Origin of the sequence: Mesorhizobium sp. LMG17149 (genome assembly GCF_024518695.1) — a bacterium.
Lineage (GTDB): Bacteria > Pseudomonadota > Alphaproteobacteria > Rhizobiales > Rhizobiaceae > Mesorhizobium.
Genome location: NZ_JANIFL010000012.1, coordinates 79,237 through 102,437, shown reverse-complemented (window position 1 = coordinate 102,437; position 23,201 = coordinate 79,237). Strand labels below are relative to the sequence as shown.

Annotated in this window: 20 protein-coding genes and 3 pseudogenes; 11 read left to right on the top strand and 12 right to left on the bottom strand. The window is 63.1% G+C overall.

The window, feature by feature from the left end:
* Positions 1-14: 14 nt before the first annotated feature.
* The 3 genes from NP945_RS25705 to NP945_RS25695 are packed head-to-tail and all read left to right on the top strand — an operon-like array spanning position 15 to position 3,057.
* Positions 15-1,310 carry a sugar ABC transporter substrate-binding protein gene (locus NP945_RS25705; protein WP_256747900.1) on the top strand — a complete coding sequence of 432 codons (1,296 nt, stop codon included), beginning with the start codon at positions 15-17 and terminating at the stop codon, positions 1,308-1,310.
* Between the two features lie 56 nt (positions 1,311-1,366).
* Entirely contained in the window at positions 1,367-2,233 is an 867-nt protein-coding gene (locus NP945_RS25700; protein WP_127399326.1) for a carbohydrate ABC transporter permease, read from the top strand.
* Positions 2,234-2,235: 2 nt separating this feature from the next.
* A complete protein-coding gene (locus NP945_RS25695; RefSeq protein ID WP_127321544.1) occupies positions 2,236-3,057 on the top strand; it encodes a carbohydrate ABC transporter permease in 822 nt (273 codons plus the stop codon).
* Here NP945_RS25695 and NP945_RS25690 read toward each other — a convergent pair.
* Positions 3,047-4,180 (bottom strand): NAD(P)/FAD-dependent oxidoreductase, encoded by a 1,134-nt coding sequence (locus NP945_RS25690; protein ID WP_256747899.1) that lies wholly within the window; start codon positions 4,178-4,180, stop codon positions 3,047-3,049. The genes NP945_RS25695 and NP945_RS25690 overlap by 11 nt on opposite strands.
* Before the next feature lie 530 nt (positions 4,181-4,710).
* Here NP945_RS25690 and NP945_RS25685 point away from each other — a divergent pair.
* Positions 4,711-4,893, top strand: a pseudogene (locus tag NP945_RS25685) (GntR family transcriptional regulator); the annotation flags it as partial.
* An 85-nt stretch (positions 4,894-4,978) separates the two neighbouring features.
* Entirely contained in the window at positions 4,979-5,167 is a 189-nt protein-coding gene (locus NP945_RS25680; RefSeq protein WP_127380980.1) for a hypothetical protein, read from the top strand.
* Between the two features lie 165 nt (positions 5,168-5,332).
* Here NP945_RS25680 and NP945_RS25675 read toward each other — a convergent pair whose 3' ends face one another.
* The 6 genes from NP945_RS25675 to NP945_RS25650 form a co-directional block, all read right to left on the bottom strand.
* On the bottom strand, positions 5,333-6,943 hold the full coding sequence (locus tag NP945_RS25675) for a GMC family oxidoreductase (RefSeq protein ID WP_256747898.1): 1,611 nt from the start codon (positions 6,941-6,943) through the stop codon (positions 5,333-5,335).
* Between the two features lie 56 nt (positions 6,944-6,999).
* Complete coding sequence (locus NP945_RS25670) at positions 7,000-8,031, bottom strand: extracellular solute-binding protein (RefSeq protein WP_128308734.1); 1,032 nt, start codon at positions 8,029-8,031, stop codon at positions 7,000-7,002.
* A gap of 104 nt (positions 8,032-8,135) precedes the next feature.
* Entirely contained in the window at positions 8,136-8,924 is a 789-nt protein-coding gene (locus NP945_RS25665; RefSeq protein ID WP_256747897.1) for an ABC transporter permease, read from the bottom strand.
* Positions 8,921-9,820, bottom strand: coding sequence for an ABC transporter permease (locus NP945_RS25660; protein ID WP_256747896.1), 900 nt, complete (start codon positions 9,818-9,820; stop codon positions 8,921-8,923). Before NP945_RS25660 ends, NP945_RS25665 begins: the two co-directional genes overlap by 4 nt.
* Positions 9,817-10,911, bottom strand: coding sequence for an ABC transporter ATP-binding protein (locus tag NP945_RS25655; protein ID WP_256747895.1), 1,095 nt, complete (start codon positions 10,909-10,911; stop codon positions 9,817-9,819). Before NP945_RS25655 ends, NP945_RS25660 begins: the two co-directional genes overlap by 4 nt.
* A gap of 92 nt (positions 10,912-11,003) precedes the next feature.
* The gene (locus NP945_RS25650; RefSeq protein WP_256747894.1) at positions 11,004-12,134 is read right to left on the bottom strand and encodes a branched-chain amino acid ABC transporter substrate-binding protein; all 1,131 of its coding nucleotides are present in this window, start codon (positions 12,132-12,134) and stop codon (positions 11,004-11,006) included.
* A gap of 193 nt (positions 12,135-12,327) precedes the next feature.
* Between NP945_RS25650 and NP945_RS25645 the strand changes: the two genes are divergently transcribed.
* The 6 genes and pseudogenes from NP945_RS25645 to NP945_RS25620 all read left to right on the top strand — a co-directional run bounded on the left by NP945_RS25645 (position 12,328) and on the right by NP945_RS25620 (position 18,358).
* Positions 12,328-13,245, top strand: a complete 918-nt coding sequence (locus tag NP945_RS25645) for a branched-chain amino acid ABC transporter permease (protein ID WP_023809431.1) — start codon at positions 12,328-12,330, stop codon at positions 13,243-13,245.
* Position 13,246: 1 nt separating this feature from the next.
* Positions 13,247-14,026, top strand: a pseudogene (locus NP945_RS25640) (branched-chain amino acid ABC transporter permease); the annotation flags it as partial.
* A gap of 59 nt (positions 14,027-14,085) precedes the next feature.
* A pseudogene (locus NP945_RS25635) lies at positions 14,086-14,835 on the top strand (nitrite reductase large subunit); the annotation flags it as partial.
* Positions 14,836-14,840: 5 nt separating this feature from the next.
* Positions 14,841-15,170 (top strand): nitrite reductase small subunit NirD, encoded by a 330-nt coding sequence (gene nirD, locus NP945_RS25630; RefSeq protein WP_127267123.1) that lies wholly within the window; start codon positions 14,841-14,843, stop codon positions 15,168-15,170.
* Positions 15,171-15,173: 3 nt separating this feature from the next.
* Positions 15,174-18,005, top strand: coding sequence for a nitrate reductase (locus tag NP945_RS25625; protein WP_256747893.1), 2,832 nt, complete (start codon positions 15,174-15,176; stop codon positions 18,003-18,005).
* Between the two features lie 95 nt (positions 18,006-18,100).
* Positions 18,101-18,358, top strand: a complete 258-nt coding sequence (locus NP945_RS25620) for a BrnA antitoxin family protein (protein ID WP_127267125.1) — start codon at positions 18,101-18,103, stop codon at positions 18,356-18,358.
* 250 nt (positions 18,359-18,608) lie between these two features.
* Here NP945_RS25620 and NP945_RS25615 read toward each other — a convergent pair whose 3' ends face one another.
* From NP945_RS25615 to NP945_RS25595, 5 genes are read right to left on the bottom strand one after another with little or no spacing between them, the layout of a single operon-like run.
* Positions 18,609-18,965, bottom strand: a complete 357-nt coding sequence (locus NP945_RS25615) for a cupin domain-containing protein (protein ID WP_127267126.1) — start codon at positions 18,963-18,965, stop codon at positions 18,609-18,611.
* A gap of 9 nt (positions 18,966-18,974) precedes the next feature.
* Positions 18,975-20,357, bottom strand: coding sequence for an FAD-binding oxidoreductase (locus NP945_RS25610; protein WP_256747892.1), 1,383 nt, complete (start codon positions 20,355-20,357; stop codon positions 18,975-18,977).
* A 27-nt stretch (positions 20,358-20,384) separates the two neighbouring features.
* On the bottom strand, positions 20,385-21,494 hold the full coding sequence (locus NP945_RS25605) for an ABC transporter ATP-binding protein (RefSeq protein ID WP_127267128.1): 1,110 nt from the start codon (positions 21,492-21,494) through the stop codon (positions 20,385-20,387).
* 1 nt (position 21,495) lies between these two features.
* Entirely contained in the window at positions 21,496-22,284 is a 789-nt protein-coding gene (locus NP945_RS25600; RefSeq protein WP_256747891.1) for an ABC transporter permease, read from the bottom strand.
* Positions 22,281-23,189 (bottom strand): ABC transporter permease, encoded by a 909-nt coding sequence (locus tag NP945_RS25595; RefSeq protein WP_256747890.1) that lies wholly within the window; start codon positions 23,187-23,189, stop codon positions 22,281-22,283. Before NP945_RS25595 ends, NP945_RS25600 begins: the two co-directional genes overlap by 4 nt.
* Positions 23,190-23,201: the final 12 nt, after the last annotated feature.

Genomic DNA, 23,201 nt, shown 5'->3' with positions numbered 1-23,201 from the left:
CATCTTTTGCGCTTATGGCCACCCTCCTTGCGGGGACGGCTTTGCCGACCTTTGCCAACGCAACCGTGACCGTGCTCGGCTGGCCTGGCGGCTCCGAGGAAACCGCACTGCGGGCAACCGTGGAAACCTACAACAAGCAGGCCAGCGATGCCGACAAGGTGGAGTTGCTGTTCTTCAACCGCGAAGGCTTTTACGACAAGCTGCAGGCCGACATGGCGGCCGGATCCAACGCCTTCGACGTGAACCTCGTCGCCACCTACTCGCTCGGTCGCTACGCGCCCTATATGGAGCCGGTCGATCTTGGCGCGGACGCGGCCAAGATTTTCGGCGAATCCGTTCTCAAGACGATGCAGTTCGACGGCAAGCAATACGGCGTCCCGACAGACCTTTCGTTGCACTTCATGTACTACCGCAAGGATCTCATCGACGCCTTGATCAGGGATGACGCCGCCAGGAAGACCTATGGTGAAATCGCCCGGAAATATCTCGGCAAGCCGCTGCAGCCGAAAGACCCGGACAGCTGGACCTGGGACGACTGGGCGGCCACCGCCCTCTATTTCACCAAGCAGGTGAACCCCGACAGCCCGGTGCGCTACGGCACGGTCCTGCAGATGAAAAACCTGCTGTTCAACATGATGGTCTTCCAGTCGCTGCCGCGCTCCTACGGCGGCGACTGGATGGACAAGGACGGCAATGTCATGGTGGATTCCGATGCCTACAGGACCGGCCTCGAGCTCTACAAGAAACTCTATGATGCCGGGTCTTCGCCCAAGGATTCGCTTAGCTACGAATATGCTGAAACCAACGCGGCCTTCGCATCCGGCCAGGCCGCAACAGCGCTGCAGTGGAATGCCGCGGCGGCGGATCTGACCAGCACCGAAAAATCCCCGGCCGTCGCCGAGATGACCGGGATCGTCGCGCCGCCAACAGGTCCCGACGGACGCGCCGATCACATCCACGGCCTTGGTTTGGGCCTCAACAAGAACGCCAAGAACAAGGAAGGCGCCGTCAAGTTCCTGAAGTGGCTCGCCACCGAGGATGCGGCCTTGCTCTATGCGCGCAGCGGCGGTTCGCCGGCATTGTCTCCCGATGTCGTCGCCAAGGTTGCGAAGGAACGTCCCGACCTCGTCAAGCTCGGCGAATTCGCCAGCAAGTACGGCTATGTCATGACCGGAGCGACGTCCGCGAGTGCGCTCCCGGTCTATGAACTGCAGGCAAAGGAGTTCACCGGCTACTGGTCCGGCCAGCAGAGCCTCGAGGACGCGCTCGCCCACACCAAGGCGGGCATGCAGGACCTTCTCAAGAAATGAACCATTTGCCGGACGCCGGGCCGAGGCCCGGTGTCCGGCGCGTTTGGCGGATCGACATGGCCCTTGTGACACGTGCCGAAGGCAGGATGTATCTGACGCCACTGGTCGGCTTCCTGCTTCTGTTTCTCGGCTTTCCGGCGATCGTCAATCTGATCTATTCCGTTTCGACCGTTACATTCGAGACCTTGCGCAGTCCGGTGTTGAGCGGTTTCGGTAACTATGTCGCGGTGTTGAACGACCGCGAATTCTGGAGCTCGGCCTGGTTCTCTCTGCGCTTCGGTATTCTTACCGCATCAGCGGAATGTCTGATCGGCCTTTTCCTTGCCATCTTCCTGGCGCCGCTTCTGAGCAAGCGTCCAGTCCTGATGGCGCCGTTGATGCTGCCGCTGATGGTCGCGCCGGCCATGGTCGGTCTCATGTACCGGCTGGTGCTGCATGAATTCGCGGGCCCCGTCCCCTACTATCTCTTCGAATGGTTCGGCGACAGCCCGGCCTTCCTCGACATCGACAATGCCTTCCGCACCCTTGTCGTCGTGGAGACGCTACAATGGACGCCTTTCGCCTTCCTGCTCTTCTACATGGCCTATTCGGCCATACCGCTCGACGTGCGCGAAGCCTCCTCGCTCGATGGCGCATCACCGTTTGAGATCGTCCGCTGGATCGATCTGCCCTTGATGAAGCCGACGCTGGTCATCGCGTTTTTCATCCGTTTCATCGACGGTTTCCGGGTGTTCGACAATGTCTATGCGCTGACCGGCAGTGGCGCTGGCGGTTCAACGACGTCCTTGTCGATCTACATCTACCAGGCCTTCTTCAAGGAAGGGGCTATCGGCAAGGCGGTCGCCGCTTCGGTTATCCTGTTCCTGGCGTCGTTCATCGTTCTCCACGGCCTTAACCGGCTTGCCGGCCGCAGGAAGCGTTGACGATGGTCAGGGCACTGCGCTGGATCGTTTTTGCCATCGCCGTGCTGGCGATGAATTTCCCCATTATCGTGACGCTGATCACATCGCTCAAAAGCCAGCGCGAGCTTTCGACGAACCCCGGTTTGTGGATCAGCCAACCGACGCTCGACAACTACCTGGAGGTCCTGACGCAGACCAGCCGCTTCAACATCTATGCCTACCTGCTGAACAGCACCGTGGCGGCGCTGATCGGAACCGGCCTTGCGATCGTGCTCGCGTTCCCGGCTGCCTATGCGATCGCGCGTAGCGAGGCGGGAAAGCGCTTGGTCCTGCCGATCGTCATCAATCTTCGCGCCGTGCCGCTGATCATCTTCGCGATCCCACTTTACATGATGTACCAGTGGCTGGGCCTGCTCGATACGCGGATCGGGCTCGGGCTCATCCTGACCATCGTCAACGCGCCGCTTGCGCTCGTCATCCTGGTGAACGCGATTTCAGATGTACCGGTCGAACTCGACGAGGCGGCGAAAGTCGATGGCGCAAGTTCCTTGCAGGTGATGATGATGATCGTCCGGCCCGTCATCCGACCGGCGCTCGTCACAACCTTCATTTTCGGCTTCATCACTGCCTGGAACGAGTTCCTCTTCGGTCTCATGCTGACAACCAGCCGTGCCGTGCCGATGACGGTCGGCGCGTCCTTCTTCTTCGCCGCAAGCGGCGGCGGCGTAAAATGGGGAACCGCTTCCGCGGTCATGATGCTGGGTGCCTTGCCGCCGGCCTTGCTGGGTCTTGTGATGTATCGGCAGATATCAGGATCCATGACCGCTGGAGCGGTCAAAGGCTAAAGCAAGACGAGTTCGTCGTTCTGACTAGTTGGACAACCCTATCCGACAGGGCGAGCGCACTTGTCAGGCCAGGTGACTCGATTCCGAAAAGACTGATCAGCCGTCCGGACGGATCTGCCAGAATGTCGAAATCGCCGAACTGCAACCCGTTCGTTTTAGGCCGCAGCCCGCAATAGCTCGGCTCCAGTTCCCCGTCCCTCAGCCCCGGCCAATAGCGTCGGATGGCCGCGTAAAATGGTGTGGCCCGAGTTGGGTCGACCGCGTAGCCGACCTCATCGACGGGCTCGACGTCCGGCCCGAAACGAACCGATCCGGCCATATCCAGCGTCAGGTGAACTCCGAGGCCGCCTGGTTCCGGAACCGGATAAACAAGATGGTTGAAGGACGGTTGGCGTCCAAGCGCAAAGTAATTGCCTTTGACGTAGGTGACATCTGGGATTTTGCCGCCATGCCCGCCCGCAAGGCTCCGGGCAACGAGATGGGCTGACAATCCGGCCGCATTGATGACCAGATTTGCGGCGATCCTATAGCCTTCCATATCGCCGCCAAACTGGAGCTCGCAGCCCGTTTCGTCGACGCTGCCGCCGAGAACCGGCGCGCGAAACGCAAAGGTGGCACCGGCATTCTCGGCATCGCCCTGTAGCCCCAGCATCAGCGCGCGGCTGTCGACGATCCCCGTGCTTGGGGACAAAAGCGCGCCGGCAACGTCCAGTTCAGGCTCAAGGCGTTCCACATCCGCGCGGCTGAGCATCTCCAGGTCCGCAACACCATTGTCCGCAGCCTTGGTCCGGATCCCCTCCAGAATCGGCAATTCCGCGTCGCTGGCGGCGACGATCAGCTTGCCGATGCGTTTGTGCGGAATCCCGCGCGCTTCGCAATAGCGGTAAAGCGCGTTCTTTCCTTCGAGGCATAGCTGCGCTTTCAGGCTGCCCTTCGGATAGTAGATGCCGGCATGGATGACCTCGCTGTTGCGGCTCGACGTGCCCAGCCCGGGGCTGTCCTCGGCCTCCACGACAAGAACTTCGCGTCCCTCGAGCGCCAGCCGCCGCGCAATCGCCAAGCCGACGACGCCGGCGCCGATGACGATGCAATCGACTTTCTCGTCGGGGACCCCCATCGTCATTCGCCAGCCCCTGGGGCACAATGCAGGACGTGCAAGCAGGCCTCACCAGAATTCCGGCCCGCCGAAAGCACCACAAGCATGACATGTCACTCCATCGGCCGTTTCTGTCCGAGCGTGCAACGAAATAAGCACCGCGATTGCGGCAAATACCATAATGTTGGTGATCGACGAAGCGCATAGAGCTCCGGCTTGACGCCATAGCGCAGTGCGCTCCAGGCGACTGATGGCATGGTAGGCGTGGCGCCGGGTAGAACGAGATATTTCCGGCCATTGAGCGACAGCACGAAGGCTACGATCAGGCTGCCAAATAAGCCCGACCATGCAGGAATGCGTCATCGCCATCGATTATCGAGGCACGCCGGACAAGCTGGTCGCGGATTTCATTTCGGTGGTAAACCGCGTCTCCCAAGGCCACGATAGCCAAGTTGCGATGTAGTGGCGCGCCATGTTTGTCGTGTCCATGTCTTCGGAATACGCATGCGGTTCGGCTTCGATCCGGCTCGGCCCGGCGGCGCTCATGCAGGGTCAGTATGACCGCAGCCTCGCCGCTCCAGGAACGCATTCGCAATCAGCTTCGGGCTCAGTTCTTCGAGCGAATTCAAGTCGGTGAGCGGATCAACGAGGCGGAGATCGCGGCGACCCTTGGCGTCTCGCGTACACCTGTGCGTCACGCTCTGGTGCAATTGCAGGGCGAAGGGGTCGTAACTTACGAGCCCAACCGCGGCTCGATTGCTCGAAGCGACCCAGCCGGGCGCTCGCCAAGATCAGGTGGGATCGCTTTCTCTCGACGAGAAAGTGATGCGCGACATGGCACTCGGTGTCCTGGATGGGATCATCAGCGAGCGGGCACTGCTGGCGCGCTACAATGCGACGCCGGGCGCGCTGACCTCGACGTTGCGCCGGCTGATGCGCGACCAACTCGCCGAACCGTCTCCCGAAGGCCGACATCGAAAGGCTGCTGCGCGAGATCAACGGCGAGGCGGATGAGCGGGACGATCAAGCCGCTTGAATTCGACGGCGCGTGCCCGCCGCAGCCCAGCTGCAAAATCGGCGCTTCAGTGTTTGATTCACTGAACCGTTCCAACTCATTGTTTTTGCGCGGCTACTGAAGGAAGGCCGCTGCACGCCTTTCCTGGAGTTGCGCTACAGAAATTATCCCCGGCCCAGGATCATCTCCGCTGCCCGGTGCCCGATCATCATGCTGGGGGCATTGGTGTTGCCGCCGATCAGCTTCGGCATCACGGACGCATCCGCGACCCGCAAGCCACTGATGCCGCGCACCTTGAGCGTTGCCGGGTCGACGACGGCCATCGCATCGGTCCCCATCTTGCACGTCCCCACCGGATGATAGACGGTGAGCGCTTCGGCACGCAGATAGGCGAGGATCTCGTCATCGCTGCGAACATCCTTGCCCGGCAGCATCTCCGTCCCCCTGATCGGGTCGAACTCGGATGCGGCAAAGATTTGACGCGCGATCTTGATGCCTTCGACCAACACCCTGGCGTCCTCGTCGTTCGAGAAGAAGCGATGATCGATCAGCACATCCCGGTTCGACGCCTGGCCTGAGAGTTTGAGTTCGCCGACGCTTTTGGGCCTGAGCACGCAGGTGTGGATTGCGTAGCCATGGCCGTACTCCACCAGCCTGCCGCGATGGCTGCGATAGCCGGGCACGAAGTGGAACTGGATGTCGGGAATGCCGTTCGTATACTTCGTCCGGGCAAAGCCGCCGGCTTCGACGTAGTTGGTGGTGAACATGCCCTTGCGGCCGGCAAAATACCGGAAGGGCGCAGCCAGCACGCGGGGCAGGTTGGGCAGCGACAGGCCGAGCGTCTTCGTGCTCGAGGAGCGGACCGTGATCATGCCGTCGATATGGTCCTGAAGGTTCTTGCCCACGCCCGGCAGATCGACAATCGGCTCTATACCGATCGCCTGCAGCTCGGCGGCTGCGCCGATGCCGGACGCCAGCAAGATCTTCGGTGAATTGATCGCCCCGGCCGAAAGCACGATTTCGCGGCGGGCCGACAGCGTCTTCTGCTCGCCCCTGTGCCGCACCCGTACCCCTGTCGCGCGCCCCTCGGCTATATCGAGGTCGATCACTTCGCATTCGCTGAGGATTGTGAGATTCTTGCGATCGAGCACCGGGCGCATGAAGGCGGTGAAACTGCTGAAGCGCTGGCCGCGATCCTGGGTGACATTGTAGATGCCGAGGCCGAACTGGCTTTCGGCATTGAAGTCGCTGTTGGCCGGAAGACCGGCATTGTTGCCGGCCTTGACGAACATCGACGACAGCACATTCGGATCGCGCGGCTTGTCGACCAGCAGTTCCCCGCCTGTACCGTGGTAGTGCGGGTCCTGGCCAAGCAGGTTGCGCTCTAGCTTCTTGAAGACGGGAAGCACGTCGCTGAATGCCCAGCCTGCGCAGCCGAGTCGCGACCACTCGTCATAGTCCTGCGCGGCGCCCCTGATGTAGACCATCGAGTTGATCGAACTGGAGCCGCCCAACGCCTTGCCGCGATTGACCGGAATCCTGCGGCCGTTGAGGTTGGACTGAGGCACGCCGACATAGCAGTAGTCATAGTTCGGATTGCCGTAGAGCGAGAGGATGCCGGCAGGCACCTTGACCCGCAGGCCGCTGTCGCTGCCGCCGGCTTCGATCAGGCACACTTTGTGGGACGGGTTGGCGCTCAGGCGATTGGCAAGGACGCAACCGGCCGAGCCTGCGCCGATGACGATGTAATCGTAGTCAAGATTTTCGGTCTGCATGGCCAGCCCCTTTGAGAATGGAGATGCCGGGGCGGCGCGCGCCCCGGCTGAGCGGCTCATTGCAGAAGCTGGGTCCAGACCTTGGTGACGAGTTCCTGCGCCGCCGGCGAGCAGGCCTGGCCCATCTTGACGGGAACGGTCGGGAACAGCTCCGGAGCGTTCTCCTTGTTGTAGAGCGCCTTGCTCTCGTCGATCTTCACCGGCGAAGAGTGGCCGTAATAATTGTACTGCGCCGTCGCGTTGTCGATCTGGGTCATGAAATCGATGAACTTCTTGGCGTTCTCGATATTGGCTGCGCCCTTCGGCACGACATAGGAATCCAGCCAGCCGACCAGACCTTCTTTCGGCATCGCGTATTCGACATTGGCCTTGTCGTTGCGGCGAAGCCTCATGGTGTTGCCGTCCCACCAGAAATGGGCGGCAACCTCGCCGCTGCCGATGCGGTTTTCGATGTTGTCGCTGGAATAGGCTGCCACGAATGGCTTCTGCGCCAGCAAGAGGTCGAGCACGCGCTTCATCTCCTGCGGGTCTTCGCTGCAATATTTGATGCCGAGATAGTTTTCCGCTGCCGGTATGACTTCGTCGGGCTGCGCCAGGCTGGCGATCTTGCCGCGCAGCTCCGCCGGTGGCTCGAAATAGGTCTTCCAGCTGTCGACCGGGCCTTTGTAGAGGTCGCGGTTGACGGTGTAGCCGGCATTGCCGAAGGCGAGCGGGATCGAATGATTGCCTGTCGCATCCCACCACGGTTTCTGCCAGTCCGGCAGGACTTGGCTGTAGGCCGCCATCGAGCTGGCGCCGAAATCCTCAAGCAGCCCGCTGTCGATCATGATCTTCACGAAGTGCTGCGAAGGCGTGACGATGTCGTAGCCCGACGAGCCGGCCTGCAGCTTGGTGAGCAGGTCCTCGTTGGATGAGAAGGCGTCGACCGTGACCTTTATGCCGGTTTCCTTCTCGAATTTCGTGACCATCTCGGGCGAGATGGAATCCGCCCATGCGTAGATGGCCAGGCTGCCCTCGGCGAGAGCGGGCACGCTAAAGGCGAGGCTCATGGCACCGGCCATGGTGAGCGCTGCAATTTTAGTCGTCATGTCATTCCCCTGTTTGTTGTTCTCCCAGGGGCGACGATAACAAACCGTCGGGTTCGATAAATTCGATTTGCCCGACGCCTTGATTAGGAAAAACTACGCCGCTGCTACTGCCGTCGCTGAAGCAGGAAGGCCACGGTCGCCAGCACCACCGAAACAATCATGATCAAGGTCGAGATTGCGTTGAGCTGCGGCGACACGCCCTGCTTGATCAGCGAGAAAATGTAGACCGGCAGCGTGGTGGCGCCGCCGGAATTCAACAGGTTGCTGGTGATGAAATCATCCATCGAGATGACGAAGGCGAGCATGGCGCCGGCGAACACACCCGGCAGGATGAGCGGCAGCGTGACGCGACGAAAGGCGACCCAACCGGTTGCATAGAGATCGCGGGCGGCTTCCTCCAGATCGAAGTCCATTCCCTGCAGGCGGGCGCGTATCGGCAGGAAGGCGAACGGGATGCAGAACGTGGTGTGGGCGATCATCAGCTTCACCATTCCGTTGGCGAGCCCGATCTCGGAGAAGAGGATCAGGACGGCGACAGCAACGACGATTTCGGGCAGGAGCAGCGGCAGGTTCACCACCGCTTCGGAGATGCGGCGGAACCGGACATCGCGGCCGCGCACCAGCACCAATGCCGCCATCAACGCGACAACGGTCGAGGCGACTGTGGCGACCGTGGCGACGAGCAGGGAGGTCTTCACCGCTGTCATCAGGTTGGCGTTGGACAAAGCGGTGGCGTACCAGTGCAATGAGAAGCCGCCCCAATTGGAGACGATCCGGTTCGCATTGAAAGAGTAGAACACCACGACGGCGATGGGCAAATAGAGATAGGCGAAGAAGATCGCGCTGAAGAGACCGAAGCCCGGATAGCGCCTGACATCATCGTCCGCGTTCATGCCGCACGCTCCAGGCCTTCGGTGCGCATCGAGCGCAGACCCTGGAAAATCAGGAAGCCCATGACCGCGGCCATCAGCACGATGGCGATGGCGGCGCCGAGCGGCCAGTTGCGGGCGCCACCGAACTGTAGCTGGATGAGATTGCCCATCATCATGGTCTTGCCGCCGCCGAGCAGGGTCGGCTCCAGGACCGCGCCGAGGCTTGGAACGAACACCAGGATCGCGCCGGCGATCATGCCGGGCCGGGTGAGGGGCAGGATAACGCGGCGCAATGTGGTGACGCGGTTGCCATAGAGATCATGCGACGCCTCGATGAGCGCAGGGTCGAGTTTCTCGATCGAGGCGAAGATCGGCAGGATCATCAGCGGAATGTAGCTGTAGACGAGACCGAGCAGCATGGCGGTGTTGCCGAACAGCAGCGAGTCCATGTTGTCGACGAGGCCGAGACCGCGAAGGGTCTTTTCGACGACACCATCCTTGCCAAGGATGATGATCCAGGAATAGACGCGCACGATCATCGAAACCCAGAATGGCAGCGTGACGAGATAGATCAGCAGCACTTTGATCGCCGGCCGCTGCAGCGCTATGAAATAGGCGACCGGGAAGCTCAGGAGCAGGCAGATCGATGTTGTCACGGCCGACAGGACCAGCGTTCTGGCAACAACGATGAGATATTGCGGATTGAACTCCATCTCGCCGGTCCAGCCTTCGTTGAACAAAAGCTGCTTGTAGGGCGCTGTGGTGAACACATATTCGAACCCGCCGTAAGGTCCGCGCGTCGAGAACGACACCACGATGATGATACCGATCGGGATGATCAGCGTCAGCAGCATGATGAGATGGGCCGGCAGCAGGCCGAGGACATTCCAGTCAGGACTTTTTGTGCGTGCCTTCATGCGCCGAGGATCCGCACGGATTCGGCGGCAAAGCCAACTTTTACCGATTGCCCGATTTCGAACATCTGGCCGCGGCTGACGCTGTTGCGCTTGGAGATGCGCAGCTTGGTTCCGCCCGCTTCAACGAGATAGTATGTGTAGCCGCCAAGATAATTGGTGCTCATGATCGTGCCATCGACAGCGATCGGGTTGTCCTGGGCGGGCAGGCTGATTTTCTCCGGACGTATCGAGATAAAGGCCTTCTGGCCGGCGACCGCTTTCTTGTGCGAAGCGGTCAAGGTCATGCCGAGCTGCGTTTTCACGGTCGCCTGCTCGCCGTCCACGGCAATCACGTCAGCATCGAGGAAGTTGGTCTCGCCGATGAAATCGGCAACGAAGCGGTTCGACGGCTCCTCGTAGATCGCCGCGGGTGTGCCAAGCTGCTGGATCTCGCCATCGCCGAGAACGCAGATGCGATCCGACATGTCGAGCGCTTCTTCCTGGTCGTGGGTGACGAAGACGAAGGTGATGCCGGTTTTACGCTGCAGAATGCGCAGTTCGTCGCGCATGGCCTGGCGCAGCTTCAGGTCGAGTGCGGAGAGCGGTTCGTCGAGCAGCAGCACTTCCGGTTCCGGCGCCAGGGCGCGGGCGAGCGCGACGCGCTGGCGCTGGCCGCCCGACAATTGCTGCGGCTTGCGCCAGGCAAAGGCCTCCATATGGACGAGACGAAGCATATCGGCGACGCGCGCATCGCGGCGGTCCTTTGACCAGCCGAGGTTTTCGAGCCCGAAACCGATGTTCTGTTCGACGCTCATATGCGGAAACAGGGCGTAGCTCTGGAAGACGGTGTTGACCCGCCGCTTATGCGGGGGGAGTCCCTGTATGTCCGAGCCGTGCAGGAAAATCTGCCCCGCCGTCGGCTGCTCGAAACCGGCGATCATGCGCAGCAGGGTGGTCTTGCCGCAGCCGCTCGGGCCGAGCAGCGTGAAGAACTCGTTGTCGTAGATGTCGAAGGAAACAGGCTTCAGCGCCTGATAGGTGCCGAACACCTTGGAGACGCCCTTGATTTCGACGGCCTTTCGAGGTGCGCCGTGGCCGGCCTCGTCATTCATGGTCAGGCGCTCCGATCAGGACTTTTGCGAGCTCGGCGATGAAGGTGATCGACGCCGCGCCACTGAGAACGGGCGCGGCGTCGATCAGGTGGTTACATCTTCTCCCATTTGCCGCTGCGGACGACGAACATGTCGATGTCGATGGCCATGTTGGTCTGTCCGTTGGCATCGAACGAGACGTCTCCCAGAATGCCGTCGTGGTGGATATCACGAATAGCCTTGCTCAGCGCCTCCTTGTCGTCGAGGCCTTTTTCCTTGATGACCTGAAGCAGGATCTGCGTCGCCTCGTAGGCATATTTCGCATAGGAGCCGGCGGGATCGGGATAAGCCTTGGTTTCATAGGCCTTGTTGAACTCCTCGAGCTTGGGGTTCGACTGGACGGCCGGAGTTCCGGCGATGGTGCCCTCGGCGGCAGCTCCCGCGATCTCGATGAATTTAGGATCGTAGATGCCTGAAATTCCGTACATCGGCAGATTGCCCATGCCGAGGTCGGCCATCTGGCTGCGCACCAGCGCTGCTTCGGTGACGACGCCGCCGAAATAGACCGCGTCGGGCGACGCTGCCTTCGCGGTAGTCAGCATGGCGCGGAAATCGGTCGTGCCGACAGCCGCGGCATCCGAAGAAACGACCTCGCCGCCGGCCGCCTTGAAGAAATCGCCGAACCATTTGGTGTTGGCCGCACCGTAGTCGGTGGTGTCGGAGATGATGGCGATCTTCTTGATCTTGCCTTGCTTGGCGATGGCTTCGGCCAGCGGCTTGTTCTCGTTGACCAGCGTCGGCGTGACGCGGGTCACGTTCGGGAAGTTCTGTTCGGTAATCTTCGGGCTGACCGCGCCCCAGACGATGAACGGCATCTGCGAGCGGTTGAAGACCGGGATCGTCGCCAACGCGACCGAGCTGTTCCAATGCCCCGTTGCCGCGACCACCGCGGGATCGTTGACCAGCTTCTGCGCCGCCGAAACGCCGACGGCCGGATCGGAGGCGTCATCGAGCACGACGCCTTCCACCTGGTGCGGATAGCCGCTGGCATTGGCCTGCTCGATGGCGAGCAGGAAGCCGTTGCGGGCGCCGAGGCCCTGCTGGGCGTTGCCGCCGGAGAGCGGCCCGATGAAGCCGAGCTTGATCCGGTCGGCCTGCGCCTGGGCGGCGCCCAGGGCGATGGCAAACAGAGAGCCGGCCAGAATTGACGATACGCGGATAAGCGCACTGCGCCTGTTTTGCATGGTTCCACCTCAAACAGAATTATCTGCCGCCGTCGTAGCGACCCGGCCGATCGTGATCGTCGGCTGATCATCAGTGTACGGGCGCGTATTCAGTGACGAAATTCGGAAATTGTGACTCGTGAGTTCGGAGATTCGTTCTGTCCGCCCGGGATGGCGATTGATACCTGTCGGCTTCAATCGAGAGACCGACCGCATGGCGGAACTGCTTGTCCAGCAACTGGTGAACTGGATAACCCTTGGCTGCATCTATGCCTTGCTGGCGATCGGATTCAGCCTGATCTTCGGTGTCTTGAACGTCATTCATTTCTCGCATGGCGATGTCGCGATGACGGCGCCGTTCATCACGCTGGCGCTTGCCCAGGCGTTGGCGACCGCTCTTGGCGCCTCGGGCCCCGCCTGGCTGGTGCTTGCGGTTCCGGTCGCCGTGCTCGCCGTCGGTTTGATCGGCGTCCTGCTCGACAAGGTGGTCATCAGGCGCTTCCGCGATGCGCCCGCCATGATGGCGCTGGTGGCGACGGTGGCGCTCGGCATCGTCATCCGCGAGCTGATCCGCCATCTCTATCCGCAGGGATCGAACCCGCATGCCTTCCCGCGCCTGGTGTCGGGCATGGCTTTCGAAATCTCCGGCGTTGCCATCAGTTGGTTCGCGCTGCTGGTGGTGGTGCTGACCGTCGCGCTGGTCGCCATGCTGTTTGTCTTCCTGCGCATGACCCCGCTCGGGCTGCGCATCCGGGCGGCCTCAGAGGACCGGGTCGTGGCGCGCATGATGGGCATCCGCGATGCACGCGTCTTCCGTGCGACGTTCTTCATTGCCTCGGCTATCGGCGCCATCGCAGGACTTCTGTTCGCAAGCTATGCCGGCGTGACACGGTTCGACTTCGGCGTCATGGCCGGCCTGCTCGGCTTTTCCGCCGCGGTTATCGGCGGCCTCGGCTCGATGCCGGGCGCCATATTGGGCGGACTGATCATTGCCGGCATCGAAGTGCTGGCGCAGACATTCGTGCCGGACGGCGCCTCCTACCGGCTGGTCTTCGTCTTCCTGCTGGTCATCGCCGTGCTCATCTTCCGCCCCGCCGGCCTGCTTGGGCGCACCGTCATGGAGAAAGTCTAGCATGCAGGGACGTGCTTCACCCGACCTGCCGGGCATAGCCGCGGCCACGGTCTTCGCCATCGCCTCGCAAATCATCGGGGCAGCGTTCCTGTACCTCATCCTCAGAGTCGACGGCGGCTGGCAGGTGGTCGGCCTGCTGGCCTTGCTCGGCGTCGGTTTCTATCTGCTGGAGAGGCTGCCGTGGATCGCCGACTATGCGTTGGCGAGCTTTGCCCGGGTTCCGCTCGTGGCGATGATCACGGCGGCGGTCATCGTCCTGGCCTTTCCGTTCTTCGTCGGATCCAACACCTATATCCTCCATCTGCTGATCGTCGCCGAGCTCTATGCGGTGCTGGCGCTGGCGCTCAATTTCCAGCTAGGCAGCGCCAACATTCCGAACTTCGCCACCGGCGCTTCCTACGGTATCGGTGCCTATGTGTCGGCGCTGCTGGCGGTCAATTTCGGTGTCAGTTTCTGGCTGACGCTGCCGGTCGCGGCGCTGGCGGCGACCCTGTTCGGTTTCATCATCGGCATCCCGTCGATGCGCACGCGCGACACCTATCTCGCGCTCGTCACCATCGCCTTCGGCGTCGTGGTCCAGCAATTGCTGAACAATTTCAGCTGGACCGGCGGACCCAACGGACTGGTCGGCATTCCGGCGCCCAGCCTGTTCGGCCATTCCTTTGCCGATCCGCTGGTGATCTTCGGCTGGAAGCTGCCGAGCCAGGCGAATTTCTATTATTTGTCGGCCGCACTGGTCGTCGTCGCCATCGTCACCGCGCATCGGCTGCACGGTTCGCGCATCGGTCTGGCCTGGAATGCGCTGCGCGCCGACGAGATCGCCGCCAAGGCGCAAGGCATCGCATGTGGGGCGGCGTCACCAACGCGGCGGAGCTGCGCGCTATCGCCGACGTCGTCGACAAGTTCGAAATCCCGATGGTCAAGGTCACCGGCGGCCAGCGCATCGACATGCTCGGCATCCGCAAGGAAGACCTGCCGGCGGTATGGGCCGATCTCGGTCAGGCCGGCTTCGTCTCCGGCCACGCCTATGCCAAGGGGTTGCGCACGGTGAAGACCTGCGTCGGCTCCGACTGGTGCCGCTTCGGCACGCAGGATTCGACGGGGTTTGGCGTCCGCATCGAAAAATTCATGTGGGGCTCGTGGACCCCGGCCAAGGTTAAGATGGCGGTGTCGGGCTGTCCGCGCAACTGTGCCGAGGCGACCTGCAAGGATGTCGGCGTGATCTGCGTCGACTCCGGCTACGAGATCCATTTCGCCGGCGCGGCCGGCCTCGACATCAAGGGCACCGAGGTGCTGGGCCTGGTCAAGACCGAGGATGAGGCGCTGGAGCATATCGTGGCGCTGACGCAGATGTATCGCGAGCAGGGTCGCTATCTCGAGCGCATCTACAAATGGGCCAAACGCATCGGCATCCCCGAGATCAAGCGTCAGATCATGGACGATGGCGAGAAGCGCAAGGCTTATTACGACCGCTTCGTCTTCAGCCAGAAATTCGCCCAGGTCGATCCGTGGTCGGAACGCGTTTCCGGCAAGGACAAGCACGAATTCCGGCCGATGGCCTCGGTCGGGTTTGCGCAGGCGGCGGAGTGACAATCATGAACTGGATCGCCATCGGCTCTATCGCCGACATCCCCCGCCGCGGCGCGCGCTGCGTCGCCACCCCGGAAGGCAAGATCGCCGTCTTCCGCACCGCCGATGATCAGGTCTATGCCATCGACGACCATTGCCCGCACAAGGGTGGACCGCTCAGCCAGGGCATCGTGCACGGTGCGGCGGTGACCTGTCCCTTGCACAACTGGGTGATTTCGCTGGAGACGGGCAAAGCGCTCGGCGCCGACGAGGGCGCGGTGCGCACCATTCCGGTGCGGGTCGAAGGCGAACGTCTGTTCATCGCGCTGGAAGCGCTGGCCAGCCGCGCGGCCTGAACCATGGAGATTGAGGAAGCGCGCGAGGTGAGGACCACCTGCCCCTATTGCGGGGTGGGCTGCGGCGTGCTGGCGAAGGTCGCCGCGGACGGGCAGGTGTCCGTGCGCGGCGACCCCAACCATCCGGCCAATTTCGGTCGGCTCTGCTCCAAGGGCTCGGCACTGGCCGAGACCATCGATCTCGACGGCAGGCTGCTTCATCCGGAGATCCATGGTCGCCGCGCCGGCTGGGACGAGGCGCTCGACCTGGTCGCTTCGACCTTCTCGCAGACCATCGCCGAGCATGGGCCCGATGCGGTCGCCTTCTATGTCTCCGGCCAGTTGCTGACCGAGGACTATTATGTCGCAAACAAACTGATGAAGGGTTTTGTCGGCTCGGCCAACATCGACACCAATTCGCGCCTGTGCATGGCCTCCTCGGTCGCCGGCCACCGCCGCGCTTTCGGCTCCGACACCGTGCCGGGAACCTATGAGGATCTGGAGCTGGCCGACCTGATCGTGCTGGTCGGCTCCAACCTCGCCTGGTGCCATCCGGTGCTCTACCAGCGCATCGCGGCTGCCCGGGAAAAGCGGCCGGAGATGAAGATCGTCCTGGTCGACCCGCGTCGCACCATGACCGCTGACATGGCCAACATGCATCTGGCGATAGCGCCCGATGGCGACGTCGCTTTGTTCACGGGCCTGCTCGCTTATCTCGGCCAGCACAATGCGCTCGACCGCGCCTACATCACGACGCACACGACCGGCTTCGGGCAAGCGCTTTTCGCGGCCTCCGCGCTCGACCTGGCCGGCGTCGCCGCCGCCACCGGCCTGAGCGAGGACGAGCTTGGCCGTTTCTACAGCCTGTTTGCGGCGACGGCGAAAACGGTGACGGTTTACAGCCAGGGTGTGAACCAGTCGTCATCCGGCACCGACAAGGTCAACGCCATCATCAACTGCCATCTCGCCACCGGCCGCATCGGCAAACCCGGAGCAGGGCCGTTTTCGGTGACGGGCCAGCCCAACGCCATGGGCGGCCGCGAGGTCGGCGGCATGGCCAATATGCTCGCCGCCCATATGGAGATCGAAAACCCCGACCATCGCGACCGTGTGCAGCGCTTCTGGAACGCGCCGGCCATTGCCGGAAAGCCCGGCCTGAAGGCAGTCGAGATGTTCCAGGCGCTGGCCGACGGGCGCATCAAGGCGCTGTGGATCATGGCCACCAACCCGGTCGATTCGATGCCGGACGCCGATGCCGTCGAAGCGGCGATCAAGGCGTGCCCTTTCGTGGTGGTGTCGGACGTGCTGGCCCGGACCGACACCGTCCGCCATGCCCATGTCCGGCTGCCCGCCGCCGCCTGGGGCGAGAAGGACGGCACCGTCACCAATTCAGAGCGCCGGGTGTCGCGCCAGCGCGCGTTTTTGGAGCTGCCCGGCGAGGTGCTGCCCGACTGGCGGATCGTCGCCGAGGTGGGCAAGCGGATGGGGTTCGGCGAGGCGTTTTCCTATGCGACGCCGGCGGAAGTTTTTGCTGAACACGCGGCGCTGTCGGGGTTCGAGAATGATGGTGTGCGGGACTTCGATATTGGCGTCTACGGCGGAGTTGATGGCGAGACCTACGCAACGCTTGAGCCGTTCCAGTGGCCGGCGCCCGGTCGTGCCGACCCCTTCTGGCCTGCCGGCCATCTCCCCCTCAAGGGGGGAGATCAGCCTGCCGCTCGGCTTTCGCCAATCGCCAACGCTGCGGAAGAAGCGCCGGTGTCAAAGCTGCTAGTCCCCCCCCTCGAGGGGGAGATGGCCGGCAGGCCAGAAGGGGTCGGCACGACTGGGCTCCAGGTTCGCTTCTTCGCCGACGGCAATTTCTACACACCCGATCGAAAGGCGCGCTTCATCGCCATCCGTCCGACCACGGAAGTCCGCACCAGTCCCGACTATCCGCTGATCCTCAACACCGGCCGTATCCGCGACCATTGGCACACCATGACGCGGACCGGCAAAAGCCCGCGGCTTTCGCAGCACATCGCCGAGCCATTCGTCGAGATCCACCCGGTGGATGCGCAGCGCTTCGGCATCGGTGACGCCGACATCGTGCGCGTTTCCAGCCCGCGCGGTGACGTGCTGGTGCGCGCGCTGGTGACGATACGCCAGCGCCAGGGCAGCCTGTTTGCGCCGATGCACTGGACCGATCAGTTCTCGGCAAAGGGCCGGCTCGACACGCTGACCGCGCCGCTGACCGATCCCATTTCCGGCCAGCCGGCGCTGAAACATGTCGCCGTCCGCATCGAGAAATTCGCCGCAAAAGCCTTCGGCTTTGCGGTGACGCGGCATAGGCCGTCGCCCGATGCCGCGGCCTATTGGGCCGTGGCCAAATGCAAGGGCGGCTGGCGGGTCGAGCTTGCCTTTGCCGAAGACGACATCGACTGGGCCGGCTTTGCCGGGTCACTGTTCGGCGCGTCACCGGGTGCGGAAATGCTCGCCTATCATGACTGCGACGCCGGCCAGCATCGCATCGCCGCCTTCGACGGCGATCAACTGTCAGGCGCCTTGTTCGTCGCGCCCGGCCCGGTCGCCGTGTCGCGCGGCTGGGCGGCGGAACAGTTAAGTGCCGATCATGTCGACCGGCGCGGAAGGCTGGCGATCGTGGCCGGACGGCCGGGCGGGGTCGACGTCGATCGCGGCGCCATTGTCTGCTCCTGCTTCGGCGTCGGCGCCAACCAGATCGCCGAAGCGGTGCGCCGCGGCTGCGGCAGCGTCGCGGGGATCGGCGCGGCCCTGCATGCCGGTACGAATTGCGGCTCCTGCCGCGCGGAGATCAGGGTCATCATCGACGCGCAAAGTCTTCAAGCAGCCGAGTGATTGTCTCGACCAAAGGGGCCTGCGCGACGGCGCTGGTTGGGCTATGGTGGCGTAAGCGTGCTGCGCACGAATCGCCTTCAGTCAGGGTCATCCCAATGGCAAATCCCCCGCGCCGACCGACAAATCCGATGGCGGCCGCCGAAGCGGCTTTCAAGCCGGTGAAGAAGCCGGCCGCGCCGGTTCGTGAGCCCTCCGCCGCTCCAGGCGTCAGGGAGCTTGTTTCGATCCGGATCGACCGCGCCGTGCTGGACCACTTCCAGGAGGATGGGCCGGGCTGGCAGGACCGCATCAACGACGCCTTGCGGCAGGCGATAGAAGGCAAGCCGACGGCCGGCGGTTTGGGCGACGAGTAGCGCCCATCGCTTCGTCATCCACGGGCGGAGCAAGGAGCGTAGCGACGCGGCGCAGACCCCTGGAGCTGCTCCGCAGCCCAAGGGATACATGCCGCGACCTCAAAGCGCTGCAGCGGTGCAGAATTCTGTTCCGCTGCATTCCTCGATGGCTGTCACGGAATGGATCCCAGGGTCTCCGCGACGGAGCTTCGCTCCTGCTTCGCCCTAGGATGACGAAGTTGGGGAGGCTTCGGCCAAAGCGGACGTCGGCTCACGCCTCGAAGTGCAGGATATAGAGCTTCCGCGTCTTCTCGTGGATCGTCCATTCGCCTTTCCACCCTTTCGGCAGCACCAGCATTTCGCCCGGGCCGACGTCCTTGCTGCGGCCATCGGGACCATGCAGCGAGACCCGGCCTGACACGATGTGGCACGTTTCGGAATTGCTGTCGCGCGATGCGGTGAAGCGGCCCGGCGTGCACTCCCAGACGCCGACTTCCAACGTGCCGTCGGGCGAGGTCCACAGCGTCTTCGCTGCTTCGAACTGATTGCCGCTGATCGAGGTCGGCTTGGGCTCGGGCTCGCCGAGATCGATCGAGGCGAGATGGGCGAAGGTCTGGAAATCGGTCATGGCAGTCTCTTAATGTCCTGTGATGCGATCGGCGATTGCGGCGAGTTTCGACGTGTGCTGGAGGCCGGCCTCCTCGCGTTCGTCGGCGACGCGGTAGAGCTGATACATCGAGTGGACACCGAGCCAGCGCATCGGCTCGGGCTCCCACTTGCTGACCTGGCGGTTGACCCAGGGCAGGCGGGTCAGCTCAGTGTCGCGCCGCAGGATGAGATCGCGCAGCGTGCGGCCCGACAGGTTGGAACTGGATACGCCGAGCCCGACATAGCCGCCGGCCCAGCCGATGCCGGTCTCAGGGTCGAGACCGGCCGTCGTGCACCAGTCGCGGGGCACGCCCAGCACGCCGCACCAGGCGTGGTCGATGCGAAGCTTGGCTGTCTGTGGCAGAAGGCGGATGAGGATCGCGTGCAGGCTTTCGATCGTCGCCTGCTGCGTCTGGCCGCGCACGTCGGTCTGCGAGCCGTAGCGGTAGGGCACGCCGCGTCCGCCCATGGTGATGCGGCCTTCCCTGGTGCGCTGTGCATAGCAATAGGCGTGCGCGGCGTCGCCGAGAAGCTCATGGCCCTCCCAGCCGATCTCGTCCCATAGCGATTGCGGCAGCGGCTCGGTGATGATCTGCGCGCTGTTGAGCGGCAGCCAGAGCCGCTCATTGCCTGGTATGCCGGCCGTGAACCCTTCCGTGGCACGGATGATGATTGGCGCGCGCACGGTGCCGCGGCTCGTCGTGACCTTGCCCTTCTCGATGCCGGTCACGGTGGTCTGCTCGTAGATCGGCACGCCAATGCGTTCGACGGCTTCGGACAGGCCGCGCACCAGCTTGGCCGGCTGCACGCGCGCGGTGCCGTGGTGGATATAGCCGCCAAGCACATTTCTGATGTTGATGCGGGCTCTGGCCTCTTCCTGACCGATCAGGCTGACACGCTCGCTCGGCACGCTCCAGCCGATCGCATCGGCATAGGCGGCCTTGATCCGTTCGAGCTGCGGCGGGTTGGTGGCGACCGTCAGATTGTCGACCCGGCGGATGTCGGCATCGATGCCTTCGGTCTCGGTCACCGCGATCACTTCGTCGACCGTGCCATGCATGGCCGTTTCCATGTCGATGACGGCGCCGCGCGTCGAGGTCTGCAGATATTTTTCGCGCGACCAACTGAAGCCGCCGGACAGCCAGCCGCCATTTCGGCCCGACGCGCCGAAGCCGGCGAACTCCCTCTCGACGATGGCGATGCGGATCGAAGGATCGGCCTTCTTCAGATAATAAGCCGTCCACAAGCCGGTGTAGCCGGCGCCGACGATGCAGACATCGGCTTCGAGATCACCTGAAAGCGGCGCGCGGTAGGCCGGCAGACCGATGTCGGCATACCAGAACGAGACGTTGCCGTTGACTTTGGCGTCCATGTCTAAAAATCCTGCGGGGAAAAGCGGTCAGGTCATCGTCATGTCGGCGCGGTCGTCGTCGGCAAGAAGTTTTGCATCGACGACGGACCAGCGCAGATCGACCGTGTCACCAATCGAGAACGGTGTGGCTTCCAGCGACGAGCGCACGATGGCGACCGAGCCGTCGCGAAGCGTCACCTGGTATTTCGAACCCGACCCCAGATAGATCGCTTCGCTGACCTCACCAGTGAGGCTGTTCTGCCCGGCGGCGGGAGGCGTGTTGGTGCCGGCAAGCGACAGCTTCTCCGGCCGCAGCAGGACCACCGGTTTGCGGCCGCCGGCGAGCTTGCCGTAGGCCACGATCTTCTGGCCGGCGATCGTCAGGCTGGTCTGGTCTCCGGACGCCTGGGCCTCGCCGCGCAAACTGGTCGATTCGCCGATGAACTTCGCCACGAACAAGGTCGTCGGCTCGTCGTAGAGCTGGCGGCCGGTTCCGACCTGTTCGATGCGGCCCTGATTGAACACAGCGATGCGGTCGGAGAGCACCAGCGCTTCTTCCTGGTCGTGCGTCACATAGACGAAGGTGGTGCCGAGTTCGCGGTGGATCCGCTTGATCTCCAGCTGCAGCCATTCGCGCAGTTTCTTGTCGAGCGCGCCGAGCGGTTCGTCCATCAACAGCAGCGGCGGATCGAACACGATGGCGCGCGCCAGCGCCACGCGCTGCTGCTGGCCGCCGGAAAGTTCGGAGGGATAGCGATGCGCGAAATCGGCCATCTTGACCATGTCCAGTGCTCGTACGACGAGACGGTCGCGCGCCTGCTTGTCCATGCCGCGCAAGGTGAGGGGATAGGCGACGTTCTTGCCGACCGTCATGTGCGGAAACAGCGCGTAGTGCTGGAAGACGACGCCGATGTTGCGCTTGTGCGCCGGCAGGGCGACGATGCTCTTGCCGCCGACGGCAAGATCGCCTGCGGTGAGGTCGGTGAAGCCCGCAACGACGTTGAGCGTGGTCGTCTTGCCGGAGCCGCTGGGCCCCAGCAGCGTCATGAACTCGCCCGGCTCGATATGCAGGCTGACATCATCGAGCGCGGTGAAATTGCCGTAACGCTTGGTTGCGCCCTTGATGTCGATGGCCGCGCCACGTTCCCTCGCAGTCATCTCAACTCCTCGTCGATTTCGAGCTGATGATCAGCCCGGCGCTGATGATCAGCGTCGTGGCAATGAAGATGATGGTTCCGACGGCCGTCACCGTCGGGTCGGCGTCGCGGGTGATGCTGGTGAAGATCTGCACCGGCAAGGTCTTGAGGTAGGGACTGGTGATGAACAGCGCGACGATGATTTCATCGAAGGAGGTGACGAAGGCAAACAAAAGCCCGGACAGGATACCGGGCGCGATCAGCGGCAAGGTCACGGTGCGGAATGTGGTGAAGCGGTTGGCGCCGAGGCTGGCCGCCGCCGTTTCCAGCCGCACGTCGAAGACTTCGAGGCTTGCCGATACGGCGATGATGACGAAGGGGATCGCCAGCATCGTGTGCGCGATGACGAAGCCGGTGGTGGTGCCGACAAGCTGGCAGTCGAGGTAAACAGCATAGATGCCGATCGCCAGCACCACGCCGGGCACGATCATCGGCGTGATCAGGATAGCGCGCAGCAGGCCGGCGCCGGAATGTTTCATGCGGCTGAGGCCAAGCGACGCCAGCGTGCCGATCAGCGTGGCGGCAACGGCGACGAGGCCCGCGACCCTCAGCGAATTGAAGAAGCTCGACAGCCAATCGGGATTGGTGAAGAAATTCGCGTACCACTGCCAGGAGAAACCGGAGGGTGGGAAGGCCAACGACTTCTTCTCGTTGAACGACATCGGGATGATGACCAGCGTCGGCATGACCAGCCACACGGCGACCAGCAGGCAGAACAGGCCGAGCAGGATGCGGAAGGGGGCCAGCCTCATGATCTGGCCGCCTGCTTGTGGCGCTGGCGCATCAGCGGTGCGGCGAGCGCCAGAAGCACGAAGGTCGCGACCAGCAGGACGACCCCCATGGCGCCGCCGCGTCCCCAGTTGAGCAGGCTGAGCACCTGGCTCTGCACCAGCGTCGACAGCATGGTGCTGCGCGGGCCGCCGAGCAGGGCAGGGGTGATGTAGAAGCCGAGCGACAGGATGAAGACGATGATGGCGCCGGCGAAGACGCCTGGCAGCGACAGCGGCAGATAGATCTGCAGGAAGGCACGTGCGGGCCGCGCGCCGAGGCTGCGCGCCGCCTGCACGAGGCGCAAATCGATGCCGCGCATGACAGAATAGAGCGGCAGGATCATGAACGGCAGCAACACCTGCGCCATGCCGATGACGACTCCGGTCTGCGTGCGGATCAGCTTCACGCCGTCGAAGCCGAGCAGCCTGATGACCGAATTGATGATGCCGGAATCCTGCAGCAGGATGACCCAGGCCAGGGTACGCACCACGCCGCTGACCCAGAACGGTACGAGCACGCACAGGATGAGGACCAGCCGCAGGCGCGGCCCGACCGCCGTCATGAGATAGGCGTAGGGATAGGCGGCGATGACGCAGACGATGGTGACCCAGGCGGCGATGGAAAAGGTGCGCCACAGGACGGTGACGTTCACCGGCGTGGAGAAGAACCAGACGTAGTTCTGCAGGCCCCAGGCCGGGTCCGAAAAACTGCGCAGCGTGACGGTCAGCAAGGGATAGCCCATAGCCGCGATAAGCAGGAGCAGGGCCGGCATCGCCAGCAGCGACGGATAGGCGGCAAGGCGCAGGCGCCGCTGCGGCCCCTGCACGGCACCTGACGGCCGGGGATAATCACCCCCGGCCGTCAGCGTATGCGATGTCTGGCTCACGCCGTCACCTCA

Bases quoted from the DNA above. Each gene is read 5' to 3' on its own strand.
- NP945_RS25705 (WP_256747900.1), top strand. From the start codon at position 15: ATGGCCACCCTCCTTGCGGGGACGGCTTTGCCGACCTTTGCCAACGCA.
- NP945_RS25700 (WP_127399326.1), top strand. From the start codon at position 1,367: ATGGCCCTTGTGACACGTGCCGAAGGCAGGATGTATCTGACGCCACTG.
- NP945_RS25695 (WP_127321544.1), top strand. From the start codon at position 2,236: ATGGTCAGGGCACTGCGCTGGATCGTTTTTGCCATCGCCGTGCTGGCG.
- NP945_RS25690 (WP_256747899.1), bottom strand. From the start codon at position 4,180: ATGACGATGGGGGTCCCCGACGAGAAAGTCGATTGCATCGTCATCGGC.
- NP945_RS25680 (WP_127380980.1), top strand. From the start codon at position 4,979: ATGCGCGACATGGCACTCGGTGTCCTGGATGGGATCATCAGCGAGCGG.
- NP945_RS25675 (WP_256747898.1), bottom strand. From the start codon at position 6,943: ATGCAGACCGAAAATCTTGACTACGATTACATCGTCATCGGCGCAGGC.
- NP945_RS25670 (WP_128308734.1), bottom strand. From the start codon at position 8,031: ATGACGACTAAAATTGCAGCGCTCACCATGGCCGGTGCCATGAGCCTC.
- NP945_RS25665 (WP_256747897.1), bottom strand. From the start codon at position 8,924: ATGAACGCGGACGATGATGTCAGGCGCTATCCGGGCTTCGGTCTCTTC.
- NP945_RS25660 (WP_256747896.1), bottom strand. From the start codon at position 9,820: ATGAAGGCACGCACAAAAAGTCCTGACTGGAATGTCCTCGGCCTGCTG.
- NP945_RS25655 (WP_256747895.1), bottom strand. From the start codon at position 10,911: ATGAATGACGAGGCCGGCCACGGCGCACCTCGAAAGGCCGTCGAAATC.
- NP945_RS25650 (WP_256747894.1), bottom strand. From the start codon at position 12,134: ATGCAAAACAGGCGCAGTGCGCTTATCCGCGTATCGTCAATTCTGGCC.
- NP945_RS25645 (WP_023809431.1), top strand. From the start codon at position 12,328: ATGGCGGAACTGCTTGTCCAGCAACTGGTGAACTGGATAACCCTTGGC.
- nirD (WP_127267123.1), top strand. From the start codon at position 14,841: ATGAACTGGATCGCCATCGGCTCTATCGCCGACATCCCCCGCCGCGGC.
- NP945_RS25625 (WP_256747893.1), top strand. From the start codon at position 15,174: ATGGAGATTGAGGAAGCGCGCGAGGTGAGGACCACCTGCCCCTATTGC.
- NP945_RS25620 (WP_127267125.1), top strand. From the start codon at position 18,101: ATGGCAAATCCCCCGCGCCGACCGACAAATCCGATGGCGGCCGCCGAA.
- NP945_RS25615 (WP_127267126.1), bottom strand. From the start codon at position 18,965: ATGACCGATTTCCAGACCTTCGCCCATCTCGCCTCGATCGATCTCGGC.
- NP945_RS25610 (WP_256747892.1), bottom strand. From the start codon at position 20,357: ATGGACGCCAAAGTCAACGGCAACGTCTCGTTCTGGTATGCCGACATC.
- NP945_RS25605 (WP_127267128.1), bottom strand. From the start codon at position 21,494: ATGACTGCGAGGGAACGTGGCGCGGCCATCGACATCAAGGGCGCAACC.
- NP945_RS25600 (WP_256747891.1), bottom strand. From the start codon at position 22,284: ATGAGGCTGGCCCCCTTCCGCATCCTGCTCGGCCTGTTCTGCCTGCTG.